Below are 16464 nucleotides of genomic sequence, written 5' to 3' on the forward strand. Positions count from 1 at the left end.
GCCGGCCTATCGAAACTGGCGCGCGAGCGCGCCGACGATCCCGGCGGCGTGGGGCGCCGCGTCCGGGCTCGTCAGGAGGTCTTTAGACGACTGAGCGCGGCGAAGGGAGAGACCTTGCCGCCGTCGGGATCGGGGTCCGTGTCGGTGTCGCTGAACTCGGCGCCCTCGGCGCGCGGATAGGGGTCGAGCGCCAGTCCGACGATCTCGGTCAGGTAAGCGCCGAGATCGATCCGGTCGCCGGTGAAGGTCTCGGGGATGTCGGCCCCTTCCGGATCGAGATGCAACTCGCCGTCGCTTTCGGGCGCGATGCGCGAGAGCTTCGAGCCATCCGGCACGAAGATCACGTCCACCGGCTCGTTGATGGCCTCGGCCACGGGCTCGGTCGTGACGACGCAGGCCTGCGACACCTTGGCCCGGAAGCGGCCCTCCACTTCCACCCCGTCGCGCTTCCAGCGGCGAACGAGAAGGTCGGCGGTGAGGGACTCGACCGAAAGGATGCCGAAACGCTCGGCCAGCGCCGCGCGCTCCTCCTCGCTCGCCTCGAAGCGAACCGGCAGCCCGTTCTGCGGCAGCTTGGCGACGCCGACCTCCAGCTTGAGCGGGGCCGACTCGGTGTTCGGGTCAGGGCGATTCATGAAGCGTTGGTTCCGTGTTGGGATCGAGCCGTCCGGCCAGAAGCCGATCGGTCGGGAGAGTGTCGTACCAGGCGGCGTCCGCGAAGATATGGTGCGCCAGATCGTCCGCCGCATCGGGTCGCCCGCCTGGGGCGTCCGTGAACGCGCCCGCCCGCAGCGCGGCGGCCAGAGCCGTTCTATCACCTGTCGAAAGCGGCCCTTCCATGGCACCGACGCGCTGATAGAAGCGGGCGGCGAGCGCGCGCATGCGTTTGGGAACGGCGAGATAGCCGATGCCGATCTCGCGCAGCGAATGATCGAGATCGGTCATGAACCGGTCCACCAGATCCTGCGAGAGGTCGGCGAGCGCGGGGTCCTTGCCGCAACGGCGCAGCAGGAGAAAGACTTCGATGGCGAGGGATTCGAAACGGCCCATCACCGTATCGGGCAGACCGCCCTCTTCGAACCGGACCGGACGGCGCGCCCGAAGGACGACCTGATCCCAGATCGCCTCGACGATCATCCGGTTCCGACGCTTGCGACGGAAGGCTTCGAGCATTCCGCCCCCTGTTCCTGACCTGCAATCGGGTTCGCACGGGCGCGGCGCGATTGCAACGTTTCCCAAGGTGCTTTACCAAGACGCCATGTTTTTCGGAGGCTTTTGCCTCAATTTCCGACCAAGTCGGGCCTAAGCGGCGCGCCAGTGCCGTGTGCGTCCGAGGGAGTAGCGCCAGCGTGAGCGAACAGAAACGAGTTTTGCGTTCCGTGGTCCTGGTTGCCGGCCTCGGAGCCAGCCTGGCGCTCGGCGCCTGCCAGACCTCGCAGGTCTACAATCAGGGCTATATTGTCGACGAGCAGACGCTGGCGCAGGTGCCCGTCGGCTCCAGCCGCGAGCAGGTTCTGCTGGCGCTCGGCACGCCGTCGACCACCGCGACCTTCGACAACGAGGTGTTCTACTACATCTCGCAGAAGCGCGTGCGCCCGGTCGCCTTCATGAACCCGCGCCTCGTCGAGCAGCGCGTTCTGGCGATCTACTTCAACAAGAACAACACGGTCGAGCGAATCGCCAATTACGGGCTCGAGAACGGCCGGCTGTTCGACTTCATCTCGCGCACGACGCCGACTGGCGGGCGCGACACGAGCTTCCTCGGCTCGATCCTGTCGGACGACGGTCCGGGCAGCGGCGACATTCTCGACAAGCTCGGCAAGTCGAGCGTTTCGCCGGGGCGCTGAGCCCCGGTCCTGGCGCTCGAAATCGCCAAAACGAAAAGGCCGCCGGCGTCACGCCGAGCGGCCTTTTTCATGGGCGGTTCAGGGAGCCGGGTCGAGCCGGCCCGCCTTTCCTCAATCCTCGGCGCGCGCTTCCTGCCCGCGCCCTTCGCCGCGCGCCCGGCGGGCCACGCGGTCGAGCACGGCGTTGACGAGGCGCGGCTCCTCTTCGCTGTAGAAGGCCTTGGCGATATCGACATATTCGCTGACGATCACGGCGATCGGCACGTCCTTGCGGCTCGTCACCTCATAGGCGCCGGCGCGCAGAATCGCGCGCAGCGTCGTGTCGAGGCGCGACAGGGGCCAATCGGACGTCAGCGAGGAATGAATCAGCGGGTCGATCGTGGTCTGGCTGCGCACCACGCCCGAGACGATGTCGCGGAACCAGGCCGCGTCCGCCTCGCGATAGGTGTCGCCGTCGAGCTCCCGGCCGAGGCGGAAGGATTCGTATTCCGCGACCGTCTCGAGGAGGCTCGTTCCGCCGACATCCATCTGGTAGAGGGCCTGGACGGCGGCGAGGCGCGCCGCGCCGCGCTTGTTGGCGGGGCGCACGTTCTGGGGGTCGGACATGGATCAGGCCCCGAATCGCTGGCGAAGGGCGATCATGGTGAGCGCCGCTTCGGCCGCGCCCGCGCCCTTGTTCTTGCGATCCGGCCGCGCCCGCTCCAGCGCCTGCGCCTCGTTCTCGACGGTCAGGATGCCGTTGCCGATGGCCACGCCGTCCTGCACCGTCAGATCCATGATGGCGCGGCTCGACTCGTTGGAGACGACCTCGAAATGATAGGTCTCGCCGCGAAGCACGGAGCCGAGCGCGACGAAGCCGTCATACTCGCGCCCGCCCTCTTCCGCGCCAGCCAGCGCGAAGGCGATGGCGGCCGGAATCTCCAGGGCGCCGGGCACGGTCACGACCTCGTAGGTCGCGCCGGCGGCGTCGAGATGGGCCTTGGCACCCTCCAGGAGGAAGTCTGCGAGATGCTCGTAGAAACGGGCCTCGACGATCAGGATATGCGGCGCGGACATGCGCGGTACCTTCCACAAAGCGAAGCGGCGACGCTCGGCTTGGGGAGGGACCGGGTCGGCACGCGAATTTCCAACAAATGCAAGGGCCGGCCGGCGTCAGCCGAACGGCCCTTAAACTCTAGGGGCGGGCGTTTCCCGCGTCAGGCGGGACGGCCGGCGCCGAACAAGCGTTCCGCATAGCGCGCAATCTGATCCACCTCAAGGTTCACCGAATCGCCAACCTGCTTTTCCCCCCAGGTGGTGACTTCCAGCGAGTGGCGGATCAGGAGCACGTCGAAGCGATCGCCTTCGACGCCGTTCACCGTCAGCGAGGTGCCGTCGAGACAGACCGAGCCCTTGGGCGCGACATAGCGCGACAGATGCGGCGGCGCTTCCAGCGTGAAGCGGACGGCCTCGCCCTCCTCCTCGCGTGCGACGATCTTCGCCTGCCCATCGACATGGCCCGACACGAGATGGCCGCCGAGTTCGTCGCCGACCTTCAGCGCGCGCTCCAGATTGATCCGCGTGCCCTCGCCCCAGCCGGCGGCGGTGGTGAGGCGCAGCGCTTCTTCCCAGGCCTCCATCTCGAACCAGCGGCTGTTGGCCCCCGCCTCGGGAAGCTTCGTCACCGTCAGGCAGACGCCCGAGCAGCTGATCGAGGCGCCGATCAGGATGGTTTCGGGATCGTAGACTGTTTCGACGCGAAAGCGCCGCCCCTCGTCCAGCGTCTCGACGGCGGTGATGCGGCCCACATCCGATACGATTCCCGTGAACATCAGCGCTTCGACCTTTCCCATTCGACCCAGCGATCGGGCCCCAATCTCTCATCCCGGCCGCGCCGGAACCCGGCGGGCCGCAGGAATGCGGCCGGCGCCGGCACGCCGAGGCCGCCGATCGTGCGCTCGGAGCGAACCGAGATCAGCCGGTCCACGAGCCCGGCTTCCAGAAATCCCGCCGCCAGAACCGGCCCGCCCTCGACCAGAACCGAGGCGATGCCGAGAGGCACGAGGCTTTGCAAAAACGCGCCGAGATCGTCCTGCGGCAGCGGCAGGAGCCGGCAGCCCATCGTCTCGAAAGGCGCGAGCCGGCCGGGCCGCGTTTCGGCCGTCGCCAGCCATGTCGGCACGTCGCGCGCCGTGCGCACGAGCGGGTGGTCGAGCGGCAGGCGAAGCCGGCGATCGAGCACGATGCGTTTGGGCGAACGGCGCTCGAGACCCGGCAAGCGGCAGGTCAGAAGCGGCCGGTCGGCGAGCGCCGTGCCCGCGCCGATCAGGATCGCGTCGCATTCGGCGCGAAGGAGATGGGTCTGACGCCGGGCGATCGCGCCGGAAATGGCGACCTGCCCCTCCCCGGCCCGGCCCACGAGCCCATCCGCCGAAATGGCCATCTTGAGCGTGACGAAGGGCCGGCCGAGCCGGATGCGCGACAGAAAGCCCTCGAAGGGGCGCTCGCCCTCGGCATCGGCGGGGAAATGGGTGACGGCGACGCCGGCGGCCCGCAGGCGCGCGGCGCCTTGCCCGTTCACGCGCGAGTCCGGGTCGGCCGCGCCATAGACGACGCGCGCGACGCCGGCCTGAATGAGCGCGTCTGCGCAAGGGGGCGAGCGACCGTGGTGGGCGCAGGGCTCGAGCGTGACATAGGCGGTCGCCCCGCGCGCCTCCTCGCCCGCCTGCGCCAGCGCCACGCGCTCGGCATGGGGCCGCCCGCCGGGCGCGGTCACGCCCCGTCCGACGACCCGCCCGTCCGGCGAAACGATGAGGGCGCCGACGCTCGGATTGTCGTCCGTCAGGCCGACATGGCGGCGCGAGAGGCGGAGGGCGGCCGCCATCCAGCGCGCGTCGTCGGCGTTCCCCTCAGGATCGTTCATCGTCGCTCGAAGCGATCGGATCGCTTTTCAGTTCCTCGATCACCGAGGCGAAATCGCGCGCTTCGCGGAAGTCGCGATAGACGGAGGCGAAGCGGACATAGGCGACATCGTCGAAATGGCGCAGCGCGTCCATCACCAGCCGGCCGATCAGCTCGGAGGGAATGTCCGTCTCGCCGCTGGATTCCAGCTGCCGCACGATGCCGGAGATCATCCGCTCGATGCGCTCGGCGTCCACCGCACGCTTGCGAAGCGCGGTGTGGACGGAACGCGCGAGCTTGTCCCGCTCGAAGGGCACGCGCCGGCCCGACTTCTTGACCACCATGAGGTCGCGAAGCTGGATGCGCTCGAAGGTCGTGAAACGACCGTTGCAATCGGGACAGATTCGCCGGCGACGAATCGCCCCGCCGTCCTCGGCGGGGCGTGAGTCCTTCACCTGGCTGTCCTGCGATCCGCAAAAGGGACAGCGCATGAAGCGCCGTCAGCCGAGGGTGGCGTAGATCGGGAAGCGCGCGGTCAAGGCCTCGACCTTGCTCTTCACGCGGGCTTCCGTCGCGGCGTTGCCCTCTTCGGAATTGGCGGCCTTCAGACCGTCCAGCACCTCGACGATCAGGCGGCCGACTTCCTCGAACTCCGCCACGCCGAAGCCGCGCGTCGTCGCCGCCGGCGTGCCGACGCGGATGCCGGAGGTGATCGTCGGCTTTTCCGGATCGTTGGGAACGCCGTTCTTGTTGCAGGTGATGCCGGCGCGGCCGAGCGCGATCTCGGTGGACTTGCCGGTCAGCATCTTGGGACGCAGGTCCACCAGCATGAGGTGGGTGTCCGTGCCGCCCGACACGATGTCGAGCCCGCCTTCGCGCAGGACGCGCGCCAGCGCGTTGGCATTGTCCACCACGGCCTTGATGTAGGTGCGGTAGGCGGGCTGCAGCGCCTCGCCGAAGGCGACCGCCTTGCCGGCGATGACATGCATGAGCGGGCCGCCCTGCAGGCCGGGGAAGATCGCCGAATTGATCTTCTTGGCGATCTCCTCGTCATTGGTCAGAACGAGGCCGCCGCGCGGGCCGCGCAGGGTCTTGTGCGTCGTCGAGGTCGCGACATGCGCGTGCGGGAACGGGCTCGGATGCTGGCCGCCCGCCACGAGGCCGGCGAAATGCGCCATGTCGACCCAGAGATAGGCGCCGACCGCATCGGCGATCTGCCGGAACCGGGCGAAATCGATCTGGCGCGAATAGGCCGAGCCGCCCGCAACGATGATCTCGGGCTTGTGCTCATGCGCCAGACGCTCGACCTGATCGTAGTCGATGAGGCCGGTGGCGAGGTCGAGCCCGTACTGCACCGCGTTGAACCAGCGGCCCGACAGGTTGGGCTTGGCGCCGTGCGTCAGGTGGCCGCCGGCATCGAGGCTCATGCCGAGCAGCGTCGCGCCCGGCTTGGAAAGCGCGAGAAGCACGGCCTGGTTCGCCTGGCTGCCGCTGCTCGGCTGAACATTGGCGAAGCCGCAGCCGAAGAGCTCCTTGGCGCGGTCGATCGCGAGCTGCTCCACGACGTCCACGAACTCGCAGCCGCCGTAGTAGCGACGGCCGGGATAGCCCTCGGCATACTTGTTGGTGAGCACCGAGCCCTGCGCTTCCAGAACCGCGCGCGAGACGATGTTCTCCGAGGCGATCAGCTCGATCTCGTGCTGCTGGCGGTGCAACTCGTTGCGCATCGCTGCGAAGAGATCCGGGTCCACCGTCGCGATACCATCGCCGAAGAACGGGTCGAGGCGGGGCGACGTGTCCATTACGGGGGCTTGCGACATGGGAACCTCCTGATCGCCGCCGGAAACGATCCATTCCGGCCGGTTTCGGGCGCTTAACACGTTCTGGAGCCTTGGCCAACCGGATGATGCGCAACGAAAAAAGGCCGGACATCAAGTCCGACCTCTTTTGTCGTAAGCAGAAAAAACGGCGCGAAAAAAATCAGTAGGGCAGGTCGGCGCTCGCCTGTTCGCCCGCCGAATAGGCCGTGGTCTGGAGACGGTTCATGGCGAGCTGCGCATTGCCGTCGAGATGGTAGATGTCGTCGCGGAACTGCACCACGGTCGGGTCGGTGGCCCAGGCCGTCAGATAGGTAAAGTGCAGCGGCACGGGGTTCGTCAGGTTCACGTCCTGGCGGGTGCGGGCGGCGATGGTCTTCTCGATCGCCGCGCGATCCCAGCCCGGCGTGTCACGCGCCAGCCAGACGATGAGGTCGCGCACGTTCTGCACGCGCACGCAGCCCGACGATTCGAAGCGCATGAGCTGCGAGAACACGCTCTGCTGCGGCGTGTCGTGCATGTAGACGGCGTGCGGGTTCGGGAAGTTGATCTTCACCGAGGACATCGCGTTCATCCGGCCTGGATTCTGGCGGAAGAGATACTTCACCGCCTCGTCCGTGTTCCAGTTGATCGTCTCGGGCGGAATGACGCTGCCGTCCGCCGCGTAGATGATGATGTCGTTGCGCGTGAGGTAGGTCGGGTCCTTCTGCATGAGCGGGATGATGTCCTTGCGGACGATCGAGGCCGGCGCATGCCAGTAGGGATTGAGGTTGAGATTGGTGATCTTCGAATCGAGGATCGGCGTCTGACGGTCGATCTTGCCGACGACTGCCGTGTGGCGCTGCGCGACGCGGCCGTTCTCCACCGCCTCGATCGCCGCGGCCGGGATGTTGACCATCACGAAGCGGCCCGAATCGATCTGGATCTTCTGGAGCCGGTCGATATTTGTGTAGAGCTGGTTGAGGCGCACGTCGGCCGGCACGTTGAGCGCCTTGAACGTGTATTCGCCGACCGCGCCGTCCGCCGGGAGGCCGTGGCGCGCCTGGAAGCGCTTCACCGCCGCGTCGACATAGGTGTCGAAGGCGCTGGAATTGCCGGCTTCGCGATCGAGATCGCCCGACACGGCCAGACGCTGGCGCAGCGCCGGCACGGCCGGGCTTTCGGCGCCGAGGCCCAGCTTGGCATTGTCGGGAACCTGCGGCCAGCCGCCGGCCGAGACGATCTGCTGATAATGGCCGACCGCCCCCTGCATGGAGGACAGCGTTTCCGGCGAGAAGACCGGCTGATAGGAGGCGACATTGCGAACGCTGGCGGCGCGCGTGTCGAACTGGTCCGTCCAGCCACCGCGATTGGGGGCGGTCAGGACGCCCTCCAGCGCGCTTTGCGCCCGCGCCGCTCCGGCAAAGGCCGCCGCACCCGCCACCGTCGCCGCACCCGTCAGGAAACGACGACGCGACATGCCTTCAAGCACCCGGTCGGACCTGCTCTTCGTCATGGAATCCTCTCGATACGTTTTCGCCCGTTCGCGTCGACCTCTTCCTAAGGGCAACGTGGTAAACCAACCGGAAACGGGTCGCACACGAACCCGCGATCGATGCGTTGCGGGTGACATGACGTTGAAAGCGCATCGAAATAGGGCGAAAGCGTGGACCCCGCGCCCGGCACCGCCCCATCCAACGAGACTGTGACGAGCTGTTGCCCGAAAGCCCCTTACAGAGGCGCCGAAAGCAAAAGCCCTGCAACCGGTGGGGCCGGTCGCAGGGCAAGTCGGAAACGGCACGGACTGGAGAACGTAGCCGTTTCCTGCCTTTTACAGGCGATACATGATCGAATCGTTCCAGAAGCGGTCGAGGCGCTGGAGCGACTTGTTCATCTTCTGGAACTCGCCCTCGTCCAGGCCGCCCACCTTGTCGATCGAGCCGATATGGCGATCGTAGAGTTCGGCGACGATTTCGGCGACTTCGCGGCCGGCCTTGGTCAGCGACACGCGAACCGCGCGGCGGTCGACGCGGGACTTCTGGTGGTCGATGAAGCCGAGCTCGACGAGCTTCTTCAGGTTGTAGGAGACATTGGAGCCCAGATAGAAGCCCCGCGAGCGCAGTTCGCCCGCCGTCAGCACCGCATCGCCGATGTTGAACAGGAGCAGGGCCTGAACGGCGTTGATGTCGGTGCGCCCGTTGCGGTCGAACTCGTCCTTGATGACGTCCAGCAGCCGGCGGTGAAGCCGCTCGACCAGCTGGAGCGTCTCGAGATAAAGGGACTTCAGTTCAACCTTCTCGACCGGAGGCTGAATCTCGCGGCGGGCTTGCGTCGATGACATGAGAACGGCTCCGTTGTTGCTTGGCGTAGGTCTCTTTCGACCTCTTCTTGTCGTCCAAACTAGCGGCCGCCCCTAAAATTCGACTTAAACGTCTGCGTTAACGAATTCTAGCCTTCGTCGTTTACGATTTTTGCTTAACAAACCCTGTCCGGAGATGGTGATATTTCGTTAAGATTGTCGACGCGCTTCGAGAAACGCGACGATCCGCAACATCGCCAGGAGCCCGAGCCCGGCGAGGTTGAGGGAGACGGCGAGCATCTCGCCGCCGAAGAGATGCGGAAAGCCGATATGCATGACCATCTCGACGAGCGTCAGGAGAACCCAGATCACCGAGCCCCAGGAGGCCAGGAGCCACAGGCCGATCCCGGCGACGGGATAGAGCACCGCCAGCGTCGGCGCGGCGAAGCGCCACCACACGGGCATGAGGTCGAAGCGCCAGAGCGGCCCGTCGAAAAGGCCGATCAGCCGCACCCAATAGACCAGCCCCATGGCGAAGAGCGCCATGCCCGCGATGCGGCACAGGCACACCGTCAGGGTCCGGTTCAGGGTCTTTTCGCGGTCCCGCTTGAAAGGTTCGATCGTCATCTCTGGCGTCCGTCACCTCCCGGACGGGCGCAGGAGCGAATCGAAGAGCGGTGGCGTCATGAAAGGCATCCCGTATCGCGGCTCCGGCCGATGGCGGACCGGCTCCCGCCTCCAGACGTAGAGCAAATGGCTCCGAGATGGCAGAGCGCGGGTGATTTTTCCGGTCGCACGGTTTCGTCAGCCGGACCCGAGGACTAGATTGAGGCCGGGGATTCGAGGCCGATGCGACCGCCCTTCCCCGTCTCATCCGTTTCGGCCCACCATCCGCACGAGCCCTTTCCCATGAAGAACGACGCCACGCTTTCGCGCACCATCGACCAGATCACCGGCGGCACCCGCCTGCGCCGTCTGCGGCAGACCGAGTGGGCGCGCCGCCTCGTGCGCGAGAGCGATGTCGGCGTGAACGATCTGATCTGGCCGATCTTCGTGCGCGAGGGCGACGGCGCGCCCGAGCCGGTCGCCTCCATGCCCGGCGTGTTCCGATACTCCGTGCGCGGCTGCGTCGAAGCCGCCCAGCGCGCCGCGGAACTCGGCATTCCCGTGGTGGCGCTGTTTCCCTTCACCGGCACCGATCTTCGCGACGAAACCGGCAGCCAGGCGGTGAACCCGGACAATCTCGTCTGCCGCGCGACGCGCGCCATCAAGGACGCCGTGCCCGAGATCGGCATTCTCTGCGACGTCGCGCTCGACCCCTACACGAGCCACGGGCATGACGGGCTGGTGCGGGACGGACGCATTCTCAACGACGAGACCGTGGAAGTCCTGTGCCGGCAGGCGGTCGTGCAGGCGCAAGCCGGCTGCGACATCATCGGCCCCTCGGACATGATGGACGGGCGCGTCGCCTGCATCCGCGCCGCGCTCGACGGCGCGGGCCTGCGCGACACGATGATCATGTCCTATGCCGCGAAATACGCCTCCGCCTTCTATGGCCCGTTCCGCGATGCGGTCGGCTCGACGGGCGCTCTGAAGGGCGACAAGCGCACCTATCAGATGGACATGGGCAACACGGACGAGGCGCTGCGCGAGGCCGCGCAGGACATCGCCGAGGGCGCCGACATGATCATGGTGAAGCCCGGCATGCCCTATCTCGACATCCTCGCTCGGCTGGTCGAGGAATTTCGCATGCCGACCTTCGCCTATCAGACCTCGGGCGAATATTCGGTCATCATGGCCGCGGCGCAGAACGGCTGGATCGACGGGGACCGGGCGATGTTCGAATCGCTGCGCGCCTTCAAGCGGGCCGGCGCGAGCGGCATCCTCTCCTATTTCTCGCCGCGCGTCGCCGAGGCCCTTCGCGCGCGCTGACGGAGTTGAGTTTCGGGCGCGGCGTTCCCATCTGTTTCGTCAGAACCGGAGGAACACCGCCCCCATGAGCAACGCCACGTCCTACAACCCCGCCAGCTCCTGGCTCGACGAGCCGCGCGCCTATTCGGGCGTGCGGACGCGGCGCAGCCTCGCCTTTCTGGTGGACTATTCCATCGTCCTGCTTCTCTGCATTCCCATGGGTTTCCTGATCGGGGTGCTCGGCATTCTGACGCTGGGCCTCGGCTGGATGCTCTATGCGATCATCTTCCCGCTGGTCGCCCTGCCCTACGTGACCTTCACGCTCGGCGGCTCCAGCCAGGCGACGCCCGGCATGCGCCTGTTCGACCTGCGTCTGGAGCGTCTCGACGGCCGGCGCGTCGATCCCGCGCTCGGCGCGGCGCACAGCATCCTGTTCTGGGCGGCCGGCGTCCTGACCTCGGGTTTCATCGTCCTCCTCGCCCTGTTCACGCCGCGCAAGCAGTTGCTTCAGGACCTGCTTCTGGGCACCGTCGTGGTGCGCCGGAGCTGATCACCCGTAAGACCTGAGGCGCGACCACGCGGCGCCCTTTCCAACGCGTGCCTCTGGCCCCACACTGAGTGAGAAACGTCGGCGCAACCCTTGCGCCGGCGCCCGGACGACGAGGCGGGCGGACCCCATGACGGCGCATCCCCAGACACCGCAATTCTTTCTGACCGCGCCTTCCACCTGCCCCTATCTGCCCGGGCAGCTGGAGCGGAAGGTGTTCACGCATCTCGTCGGCCACCGGGCGCCCGATCTTCTCGATCTCCTGACGCAGGGCGGCTTCCGCCGCTCGCAGAACATCGCCTATCGCCCCGCCTGCGAGCGCTGCCGCGCCTGCGTGTCGGTGCGAATCCTCGTGGACGAGTTCAAGCCAGGCAAATCCATGAAGCGGGTGCGGCAGATCAATTCCGATCTCGTCGGCCGCATGGCGGAAGCCGAGCCGACCTCCGAGCAATACGCCCTCTTCCGCCGCTATCTCGACGCGCGCCACACGTCCGGCGGCATGTCGGAAATGTCGGTGCTCGACTATGCGATGATGGTGGAGGACAGCCAGGTCGACACGCGGCTGATCCAGTACCGCGTGAAAGGACCGGATTCGGCCTTCTCCACCCGCTCCGACGGCGATCTGAAGGCCGTCGCGCTGACCGACGTCATGGGCGACGGGCTGTCGATGGTCTATTCCTTCTTCGACCCCGACGAGCCCTCGCGCGGGCTCGGCACGTTCATGATTCTCGATCACATCGAGCGCGCGCGGGAGATGGGCCTGCCCTATCTCTATCTCGGCTATTGGGTCGATGGGTCCCGCAAGATGGACTACAAGATCCGCTACCAGCCCCAGGAGCATCTGATGCCCAAGGGCTGGGAGCGCTACGATCCGGAAGCCCGGCGGCTGACGGAGGCCGAGCCGCCCCGCCCGACGATCAGGTGAAGCGCCCGCTTTTCGGGAAGCCCTTGGGAACGAGCCGCCCGGCCTGGGCGCGGTCGCCGCGCCATTCCAGAAGGTCCGCCTCGTTGCGCTGATGCTGGCGCCCGGCCGTGTCGCTCCAGGTCAGACCCTCGCTCATGGCGAAGATCTTGACGTCGAGAAGGCCGCCATCGGCATAGCGCTGCAGGCGCACGCCCTTGCCGCGCAGCATTTCCGGCACCTGCGCCAGCGGGAAGACCACCATCTTCCGATTCTCGCCGACCACCGCCACCATGTCGCCGGTGACGCGCTCGGCCTTGGCGAGGCGCGCGGGCTCGGCGACGTTCAGCACCTGCTTGCCCTTGCGCGTGCCCGACACGAGCTCGCCCTCGGGCACGATGAAGCCGTTGCCGTCGGTCGAGACGAGAAGCCGCTTCTGCGCGGGGTCGGCGACGAAGCCGAGCACGAGGTCCTGATCGTCTTCCAGCTCGATCAGAAGGCGCATCGGGTCGCCCTGCCCGCGCCCGCCCGGCAGCTTGTCCGCCGCGAGCGTGAAGGCGCGGCCATTCGTGGACAGGAACACGAGCTTGTCGGTGGTCACGGCCGGGAAGGCGAATTTCAGCGCGTCGCCCTCGCGGAAGGCGAGCGTCGAGAGATCGACGCCGTGCCCCTTCATGGCGCGCAGGAAGCCCTTCTGCGACAGGACGACCGTGATTGGCTCGCGCTCGATCAAAGCGACGGCGATGTCGTCCAGCGAGCGCTCCGGCGCGTCGGCGAAGATCGTGCGGCGCTTGCCGAGCTTGGTCTTCTTGGAGAAGGTCTCGAGCACCTCGCGGACCTCGCCCGCCACCCGCTGCCATTGCAGCTCGGTCGAGGCGAGGAGCGCCTGCTTGTCGGCCCGCTCCTCCGACAGCTGATCGAACTCGCGCTTCAGCTCGAACTCCTCGAGCTTGCGCAAGCTCCGCAGGCGCATGTTGAGGATCGATTCGGCCTGGAGATCGCTGAGCTCGAAGGTGCGCATCATCACCTGCTTGGGCTCGTCCTCCTCGCGGATGATGCGGATCACCTCGTCGAGATTCAGGAACGCGATGATGTAGCCCGACAGGATCTCCAGCCGCCGCTCGATCTGATCGAGCCGGAACTGCGAACGGCGGATCAGCACCTCGCGCTGATGCGCGAGCCATTCGCTCAGCACTTCCTTCAGCGACAGGACCTTCGGCACCTTGCCGCCCGACAGGACGTTCATGTTCAGGGGAATGCGCGATTCGAGATCCGTCAGCCGGAAGAGCGACTCCATCAGAAGCTCGGGATCGACCGTGCGGGACTTGGGCTCCAGCACGACGCGCACGTCCTCGGCCGACTCGTCTCGGATATCGGCCAGAAGCGGCAGCTTCTTGGCGACCAGCAGATCGGCGATCTTCTCGATCAGGCGCGACTTCTGCACCTGGAAGGGGATTTCGGTGACGACGACGACATAGCCGCCGCGCCCCTGCTCCTCGCGCTCCCATTTGGCGCGCACGCGGAACGAGCCGCGACCCGTGGCATAGGCCTCGCGGATGATGTCGGCGCTGTCGATCACGACGCCGCCGGTCGGAAAGTCCGGCCCCTGGATGAAGCGCAGAAGCGTGTCGAGCGAGGCGTCGGGGTCCTCGATCAGCTTGAGCGCCGCGTCGCAGAGCTCGGCCGCGTTGTGTGGCGGGATCGAGGTCGCCATGCCCACCGCGATGCCCGAGGCGCCGTTGGCGAGGAGATTGGGGAAGGCGCCCGGCAGGACGATCGGCTCCTCGTCCTCCTCGTTGTAGGTCGGCTTGAAGTCGACGGCGTTCTCGTCGATGCCGCGCAGAAGCAGCGTCGCGACATCCGTCATGCGCGCTTCGGTGTAGCGCATGGCCGCCGCGCTATCGCCGTCGATATTGCCGAAATTGCCCTGCCCGTCGATCAACGGGTAGCGGATCGAGAAATCCTGCGCGAGGCGCACCAGCGCGTCGTAAATCGAGGCGTCGCCATGGGGGTGGAACTTGCCCATCACGTCGCCGACGATGCGGGCGCATTTCTTGTAGCCCTGGTCCGGGTCGAGCTTCAGCACGCGCATGGCGTGAACGATGCGCCGATGCACGGGCTTCAGCCCGTCGCGCACGTCCGGAAGCGCGCGGCCCATGATGGTCGACAGCGCATAGGCCAGATAACGCTCTTCCAGCGCCGTCTTGAGGTCGATCGGTTCGATGTCGCCGCCGCTGGCGGGAGGATCCACAGGCTTGCCCATGCGGGCTCGTTACCGCAAAGCCCGGCGGCGAACAAGAGAAGAACAAACCGGGATCGCCCGTTGATCCGTCCGCGCGCAACCATATGGAGAGAAACCCATTTGGCGGGCTTACACTCGCCATCGAATCCGCCATATTACGGGCGATTCCTTGCGCCCCGGATCAGCCCTTGCCGCTGCCGCCGACGGGCCCCGTCCGATCCGTTCGAAAGGTATGTTCCCGTATGATCGCCTCGCGCTCCCGCAGCCTCCTGGCGGGCCTCGCCTTCGTGCTGGCCGGCTCCTCCTCCGCCTTCGCCGTGGATGGACAGGCCTTCGCCGATCGTCTGAAGGCGGTGATGGACAGCCAGTCCACGCAGCTCAGCTTCTCCGGCGTCTCGACCGACGACGACGACGTGATTCTGAAGGGCGCCCAGATCACGCCGAACGGGCCGGCCGCCCAGCCCGTGCCGCTCGGCGACGTGCGCTTCGCGGACGTGACCGGCTCCACGGCGGACGGCTGGCGCGCCGGCCGCGTCGAGATCGCCGACGTGGACCAGACCGAGGACGGAACCCGCGTCACCGTCTCGGGCATCCGCGCCGAGGGCGTCCAGATCAAGGGCACCAACGACAAGAGCGCGTCGCTTTCGCCGATCTTCTTCGAAAAGGGCCAGATCGACGGCGTGTCCGTCTTCAAGGACGGCAAGACCGTCGCCTCCTTGGAGAACGGCCGCATCGAGACGCTTCCGGCCGCGAACGGGGGCTATCGTTCGAATTTCGGCGTCGGCCGCTTCCTGCTCGACGCGACCTCCATGCAGGACGGCCCGCAGCCCTCGCCGCTCGTGGCGCTCGGCTATCCGCAGCTGACCGGCGATCTCACGGGCTCGGGCGCCTGGGACCCGCAGACCGGCGCGCTGACGCTCGATCCGCTGCAGCTCGAAGTCGAGAACGCCGGGGCTCTGTCCTTCTCCTACACGATCACCGGCTACACGCCGAGCTTCATCCAGTCGCTCGCCCAGCTCACCGAGCAGATGAAGGCCTCGCAGGGCGCCAATGACGGCGCGGGCATGGCGGTGATCGGCCTGATCTCGCAGCTCTACCTGCGCTCGGCGGAACTGTCCTTCACGGACCGCTCCCTCACCAACAAGCTGCTCGACTACTACGCCAAGCAGAACAACCAGAGCCGCGAGCAGCTGGTGGACCAGCTCGTCGGCGCGCTGCCGCTCGCGCTCTTCTATCTGCAGAATCCGGACTTCCAGGCCCAGGTGACGGCGGCGGTGCGCGACTTCCTGCAGAACCCGCGCATGATCAACATCTCGATCGCGCCGCCGAGCCCGGTGCCGGCGACGCAGCTTCTCGGCGCGGCCATGGGCGCGCCGCAGACCCTGCCGCAGATCCTGAACCTGACGGTGCGCTCGGGCAATTAAGCTTTGACAGCTGAATGAGACACGAGGCCGCGTCCGGGAAACCGGGCGCGGCTTTTGCGTTGGGCTCGCATGAACGAGGTCCCCCTGATCCTGACGCTGCGAATGGACGAGACGAGCTTCGAGCATTTCGACGGCGCGCGTCGGCGCTTCTTTCCGCCCGAGCGCAATCTCATTCCGGCGCATGTCACGCTGTTCCATGCCCTGCCCGGGGACCAGGAACCGACGATCGTCAGGCATCTGTCGGACCTCGCCGGCCAGATGGACACGTTCAAATTCACCGTGCCGTCGCTCCGCTCGCTCGGCCGAGGCGTCGCCTACGAGATCGAGAGCCCGCCGCTTCTGGCGCTCCGGCGCGCGCTCGCCGACGAGTGGCGCCACTGGCTGACGCCGCAGGACGCGCAGGGCTATCGCCCGCACGTCACCATCCAGAACAAGGTCGCCCCCGACGAGGCGCGCGCCCTTCTCGAAACGCTGCGCGCCGGCTTCCAGCCCTTCGAGGGCACGGCCACGGGGCTTCTCCTCTGGCGCTATCGCGGCGGGCCATGGGAGCGCGCAGGCGCGTTCGGCTTCAACGCCGCACCATAAAAAAAGGGCGCTAGAGCGCCCTTTCTCTCGTT

At 66.9% G+C, this 16464-nt stretch carries 18 protein-coding genes; 6 read left to right on the forward strand and 12 right to left on the reverse strand.

What is annotated here, in order from left to right:
- Positions 1-71: 71 nt before the first annotated feature.
- Together B146_RS0106550 and B146_RS0106555 are read right to left on the reverse strand one after the other, a co-directional pair.
- Entirely contained in the window at positions 72-635 is a 564-nt protein-coding gene (locus tag B146_RS0106550) for a YceD family protein (protein ID WP_019995621.1), read from the reverse strand.
- Positions 622-1173 (reverse strand): ubiquinol-cytochrome C chaperone family protein, encoded by a 552-nt coding sequence (locus tag B146_RS0106555; RefSeq protein ID WP_019995622.1) that lies wholly within the window; start codon positions 1171-1173, stop codon positions 622-624. The genes B146_RS0106550 and B146_RS0106555 overlap by 14 nt, the downstream gene beginning before the upstream one ends.
- Positions 1174-1349: 176 nt before the next feature.
- Between B146_RS0106555 and B146_RS25270 the strand changes: the two genes are divergently transcribed.
- Positions 1350-1847 carry an outer membrane protein assembly factor BamE gene (locus tag B146_RS25270; RefSeq protein ID WP_040408265.1) on the forward strand — a complete coding sequence of 166 codons (498 nt, stop codon included), beginning with the start codon at positions 1350-1352 and terminating at the stop codon, positions 1845-1847.
- A gap of 111 nt (positions 1848-1958) precedes the next feature.
- Here B146_RS25270 and nusB read toward each other — a convergent pair whose 3' ends face one another.
- The 9 genes from nusB to B146_RS0106605 all read right to left on the reverse strand — a co-directional run bounded on the left by nusB (position 1959) and on the right by B146_RS0106605 (position 9449).
- Entirely contained in the window at positions 1959-2453 is a 495-nt protein-coding gene (gene nusB, locus B146_RS0106565) for a transcription antitermination factor NusB (protein WP_019995624.1), read from the reverse strand.
- Positions 2454-2456: 3 nt separating this feature from the next.
- Positions 2457-2903 (reverse strand): 6,7-dimethyl-8-ribityllumazine synthase, encoded by a 447-nt coding sequence (locus B146_RS0106570; RefSeq protein WP_019995625.1) that lies wholly within the window; start codon positions 2901-2903, stop codon positions 2457-2459.
- A gap of 140 nt (positions 2904-3043) precedes the next feature.
- A complete protein-coding gene (locus tag B146_RS0106575) occupies positions 3044-3658 on the reverse strand; it encodes a riboflavin synthase (RefSeq protein WP_026358385.1) in 615 nt (204 codons plus the stop codon).
- Complete coding sequence (gene ribD, locus B146_RS0106580) at positions 3658-4749, reverse strand: bifunctional diaminohydroxyphosphoribosylaminopyrimidine deaminase/5-amino-6-(5-phosphoribosylamino)uracil reductase RibD (protein ID WP_019995627.1); 1092 nt, start codon at positions 4747-4749, stop codon at positions 3658-3660. The genes B146_RS0106575 and ribD overlap by 1 nt, the downstream gene beginning before the upstream one ends.
- Positions 4736-5218, reverse strand: coding sequence for a transcriptional regulator NrdR (gene nrdR, locus B146_RS0106585; protein ID WP_026358386.1), 483 nt, complete (start codon positions 5216-5218; stop codon positions 4736-4738). Before nrdR ends, ribD begins: the two co-directional genes overlap by 14 nt.
- 9 nt (positions 5219-5227) lie before the next feature.
- Positions 5228-6547: a serine hydroxymethyltransferase gene (gene glyA, locus B146_RS0106590; protein WP_040408266.1), complete on the reverse strand. Its 1320-nt coding sequence runs from the start codon at positions 6545-6547 to the stop codon at positions 5228-5230.
- 160 nt (positions 6548-6707) lie between these two features.
- Positions 6708-8039 (reverse strand): L,D-transpeptidase family protein, encoded by a 1332-nt coding sequence (locus tag B146_RS0106595; RefSeq protein WP_019995630.1) that lies wholly within the window; start codon positions 8037-8039, stop codon positions 6708-6710.
- A 315-nt stretch (positions 8040-8354) separates the two neighbouring features.
- Positions 8355-8864, reverse strand: a complete 510-nt coding sequence (ldtR, locus tag B146_RS0106600; RefSeq protein WP_019995631.1) for a transcriptional regulator LdtR — start codon at positions 8862-8864, stop codon at positions 8355-8357.
- Positions 8865-9032: 168 nt separating this feature from the next.
- Positions 9033-9449: a DUF6163 family protein gene (locus B146_RS0106605; protein ID WP_019995632.1), complete on the reverse strand. Its 417-nt coding sequence runs from the start codon at positions 9447-9449 to the stop codon at positions 9033-9035.
- 282 nt (positions 9450-9731) lie between these two features.
- Between B146_RS0106605 and hemB the strand changes: the two genes are divergently transcribed.
- From hemB to B146_RS0106620, 3 genes are all read left to right on the forward strand, one after another.
- Positions 9732-10754, forward strand: a complete 1023-nt coding sequence (hemB, locus tag B146_RS0106610) for a porphobilinogen synthase (protein ID WP_019995633.1) — start codon at positions 9732-9734, stop codon at positions 10752-10754.
- Between the two features lie 64 nt (positions 10755-10818).
- Positions 10819-11283, forward strand: a complete 465-nt coding sequence (locus B146_RS0106615) for an RDD family protein (protein ID WP_019995634.1) — start codon at positions 10819-10821, stop codon at positions 11281-11283.
- A 127-nt stretch (positions 11284-11410) separates the two neighbouring features.
- Positions 11411-12205, forward strand: a complete 795-nt coding sequence (locus B146_RS0106620) for an arginyltransferase (protein WP_019995635.1) — start codon at positions 11411-11413, stop codon at positions 12203-12205.
- Here B146_RS0106620 and parC read toward each other — a convergent pair.
- Positions 12198-14444: a DNA topoisomerase IV subunit A gene (gene parC / locus B146_RS0106625; protein ID WP_019995636.1), complete on the reverse strand. Its 2247-nt coding sequence runs from the start codon at positions 14442-14444 to the stop codon at positions 12198-12200. The two genes, B146_RS0106620 and parC, sit on opposite strands and share 8 nt — an antisense overlap.
- 221 nt (positions 14445-14665) lie before the next feature.
- On the opposite strand from parC, the gene B146_RS0106630 reads away from it, so the two are divergent.
- Both B146_RS0106630 and B146_RS0106635 read left to right on the forward strand, forming a co-directional pair.
- Complete coding sequence (locus tag B146_RS0106630) at positions 14666-15847, forward strand: hypothetical protein (RefSeq protein WP_019995637.1); 1182 nt, start codon at positions 14666-14668, stop codon at positions 15845-15847.
- Between the two features lie 69 nt (positions 15848-15916).
- A complete protein-coding gene (locus B146_RS0106635; RefSeq protein WP_019995638.1) occupies positions 15917-16432 on the forward strand; it encodes a 2'-5' RNA ligase family protein in 516 nt (171 codons plus the stop codon).
- Positions 16433-16464 lie beyond the last annotated feature (32 nt).

The sequence above is a fragment of the Aureimonas ureilytica DSM 18598 = NBRC 106430 genome (assembly GCF_000382705.1).
GTDB lineage: Bacteria > Pseudomonadota > Alphaproteobacteria > Rhizobiales > Rhizobiaceae > Aureimonas > Aureimonas ureilytica.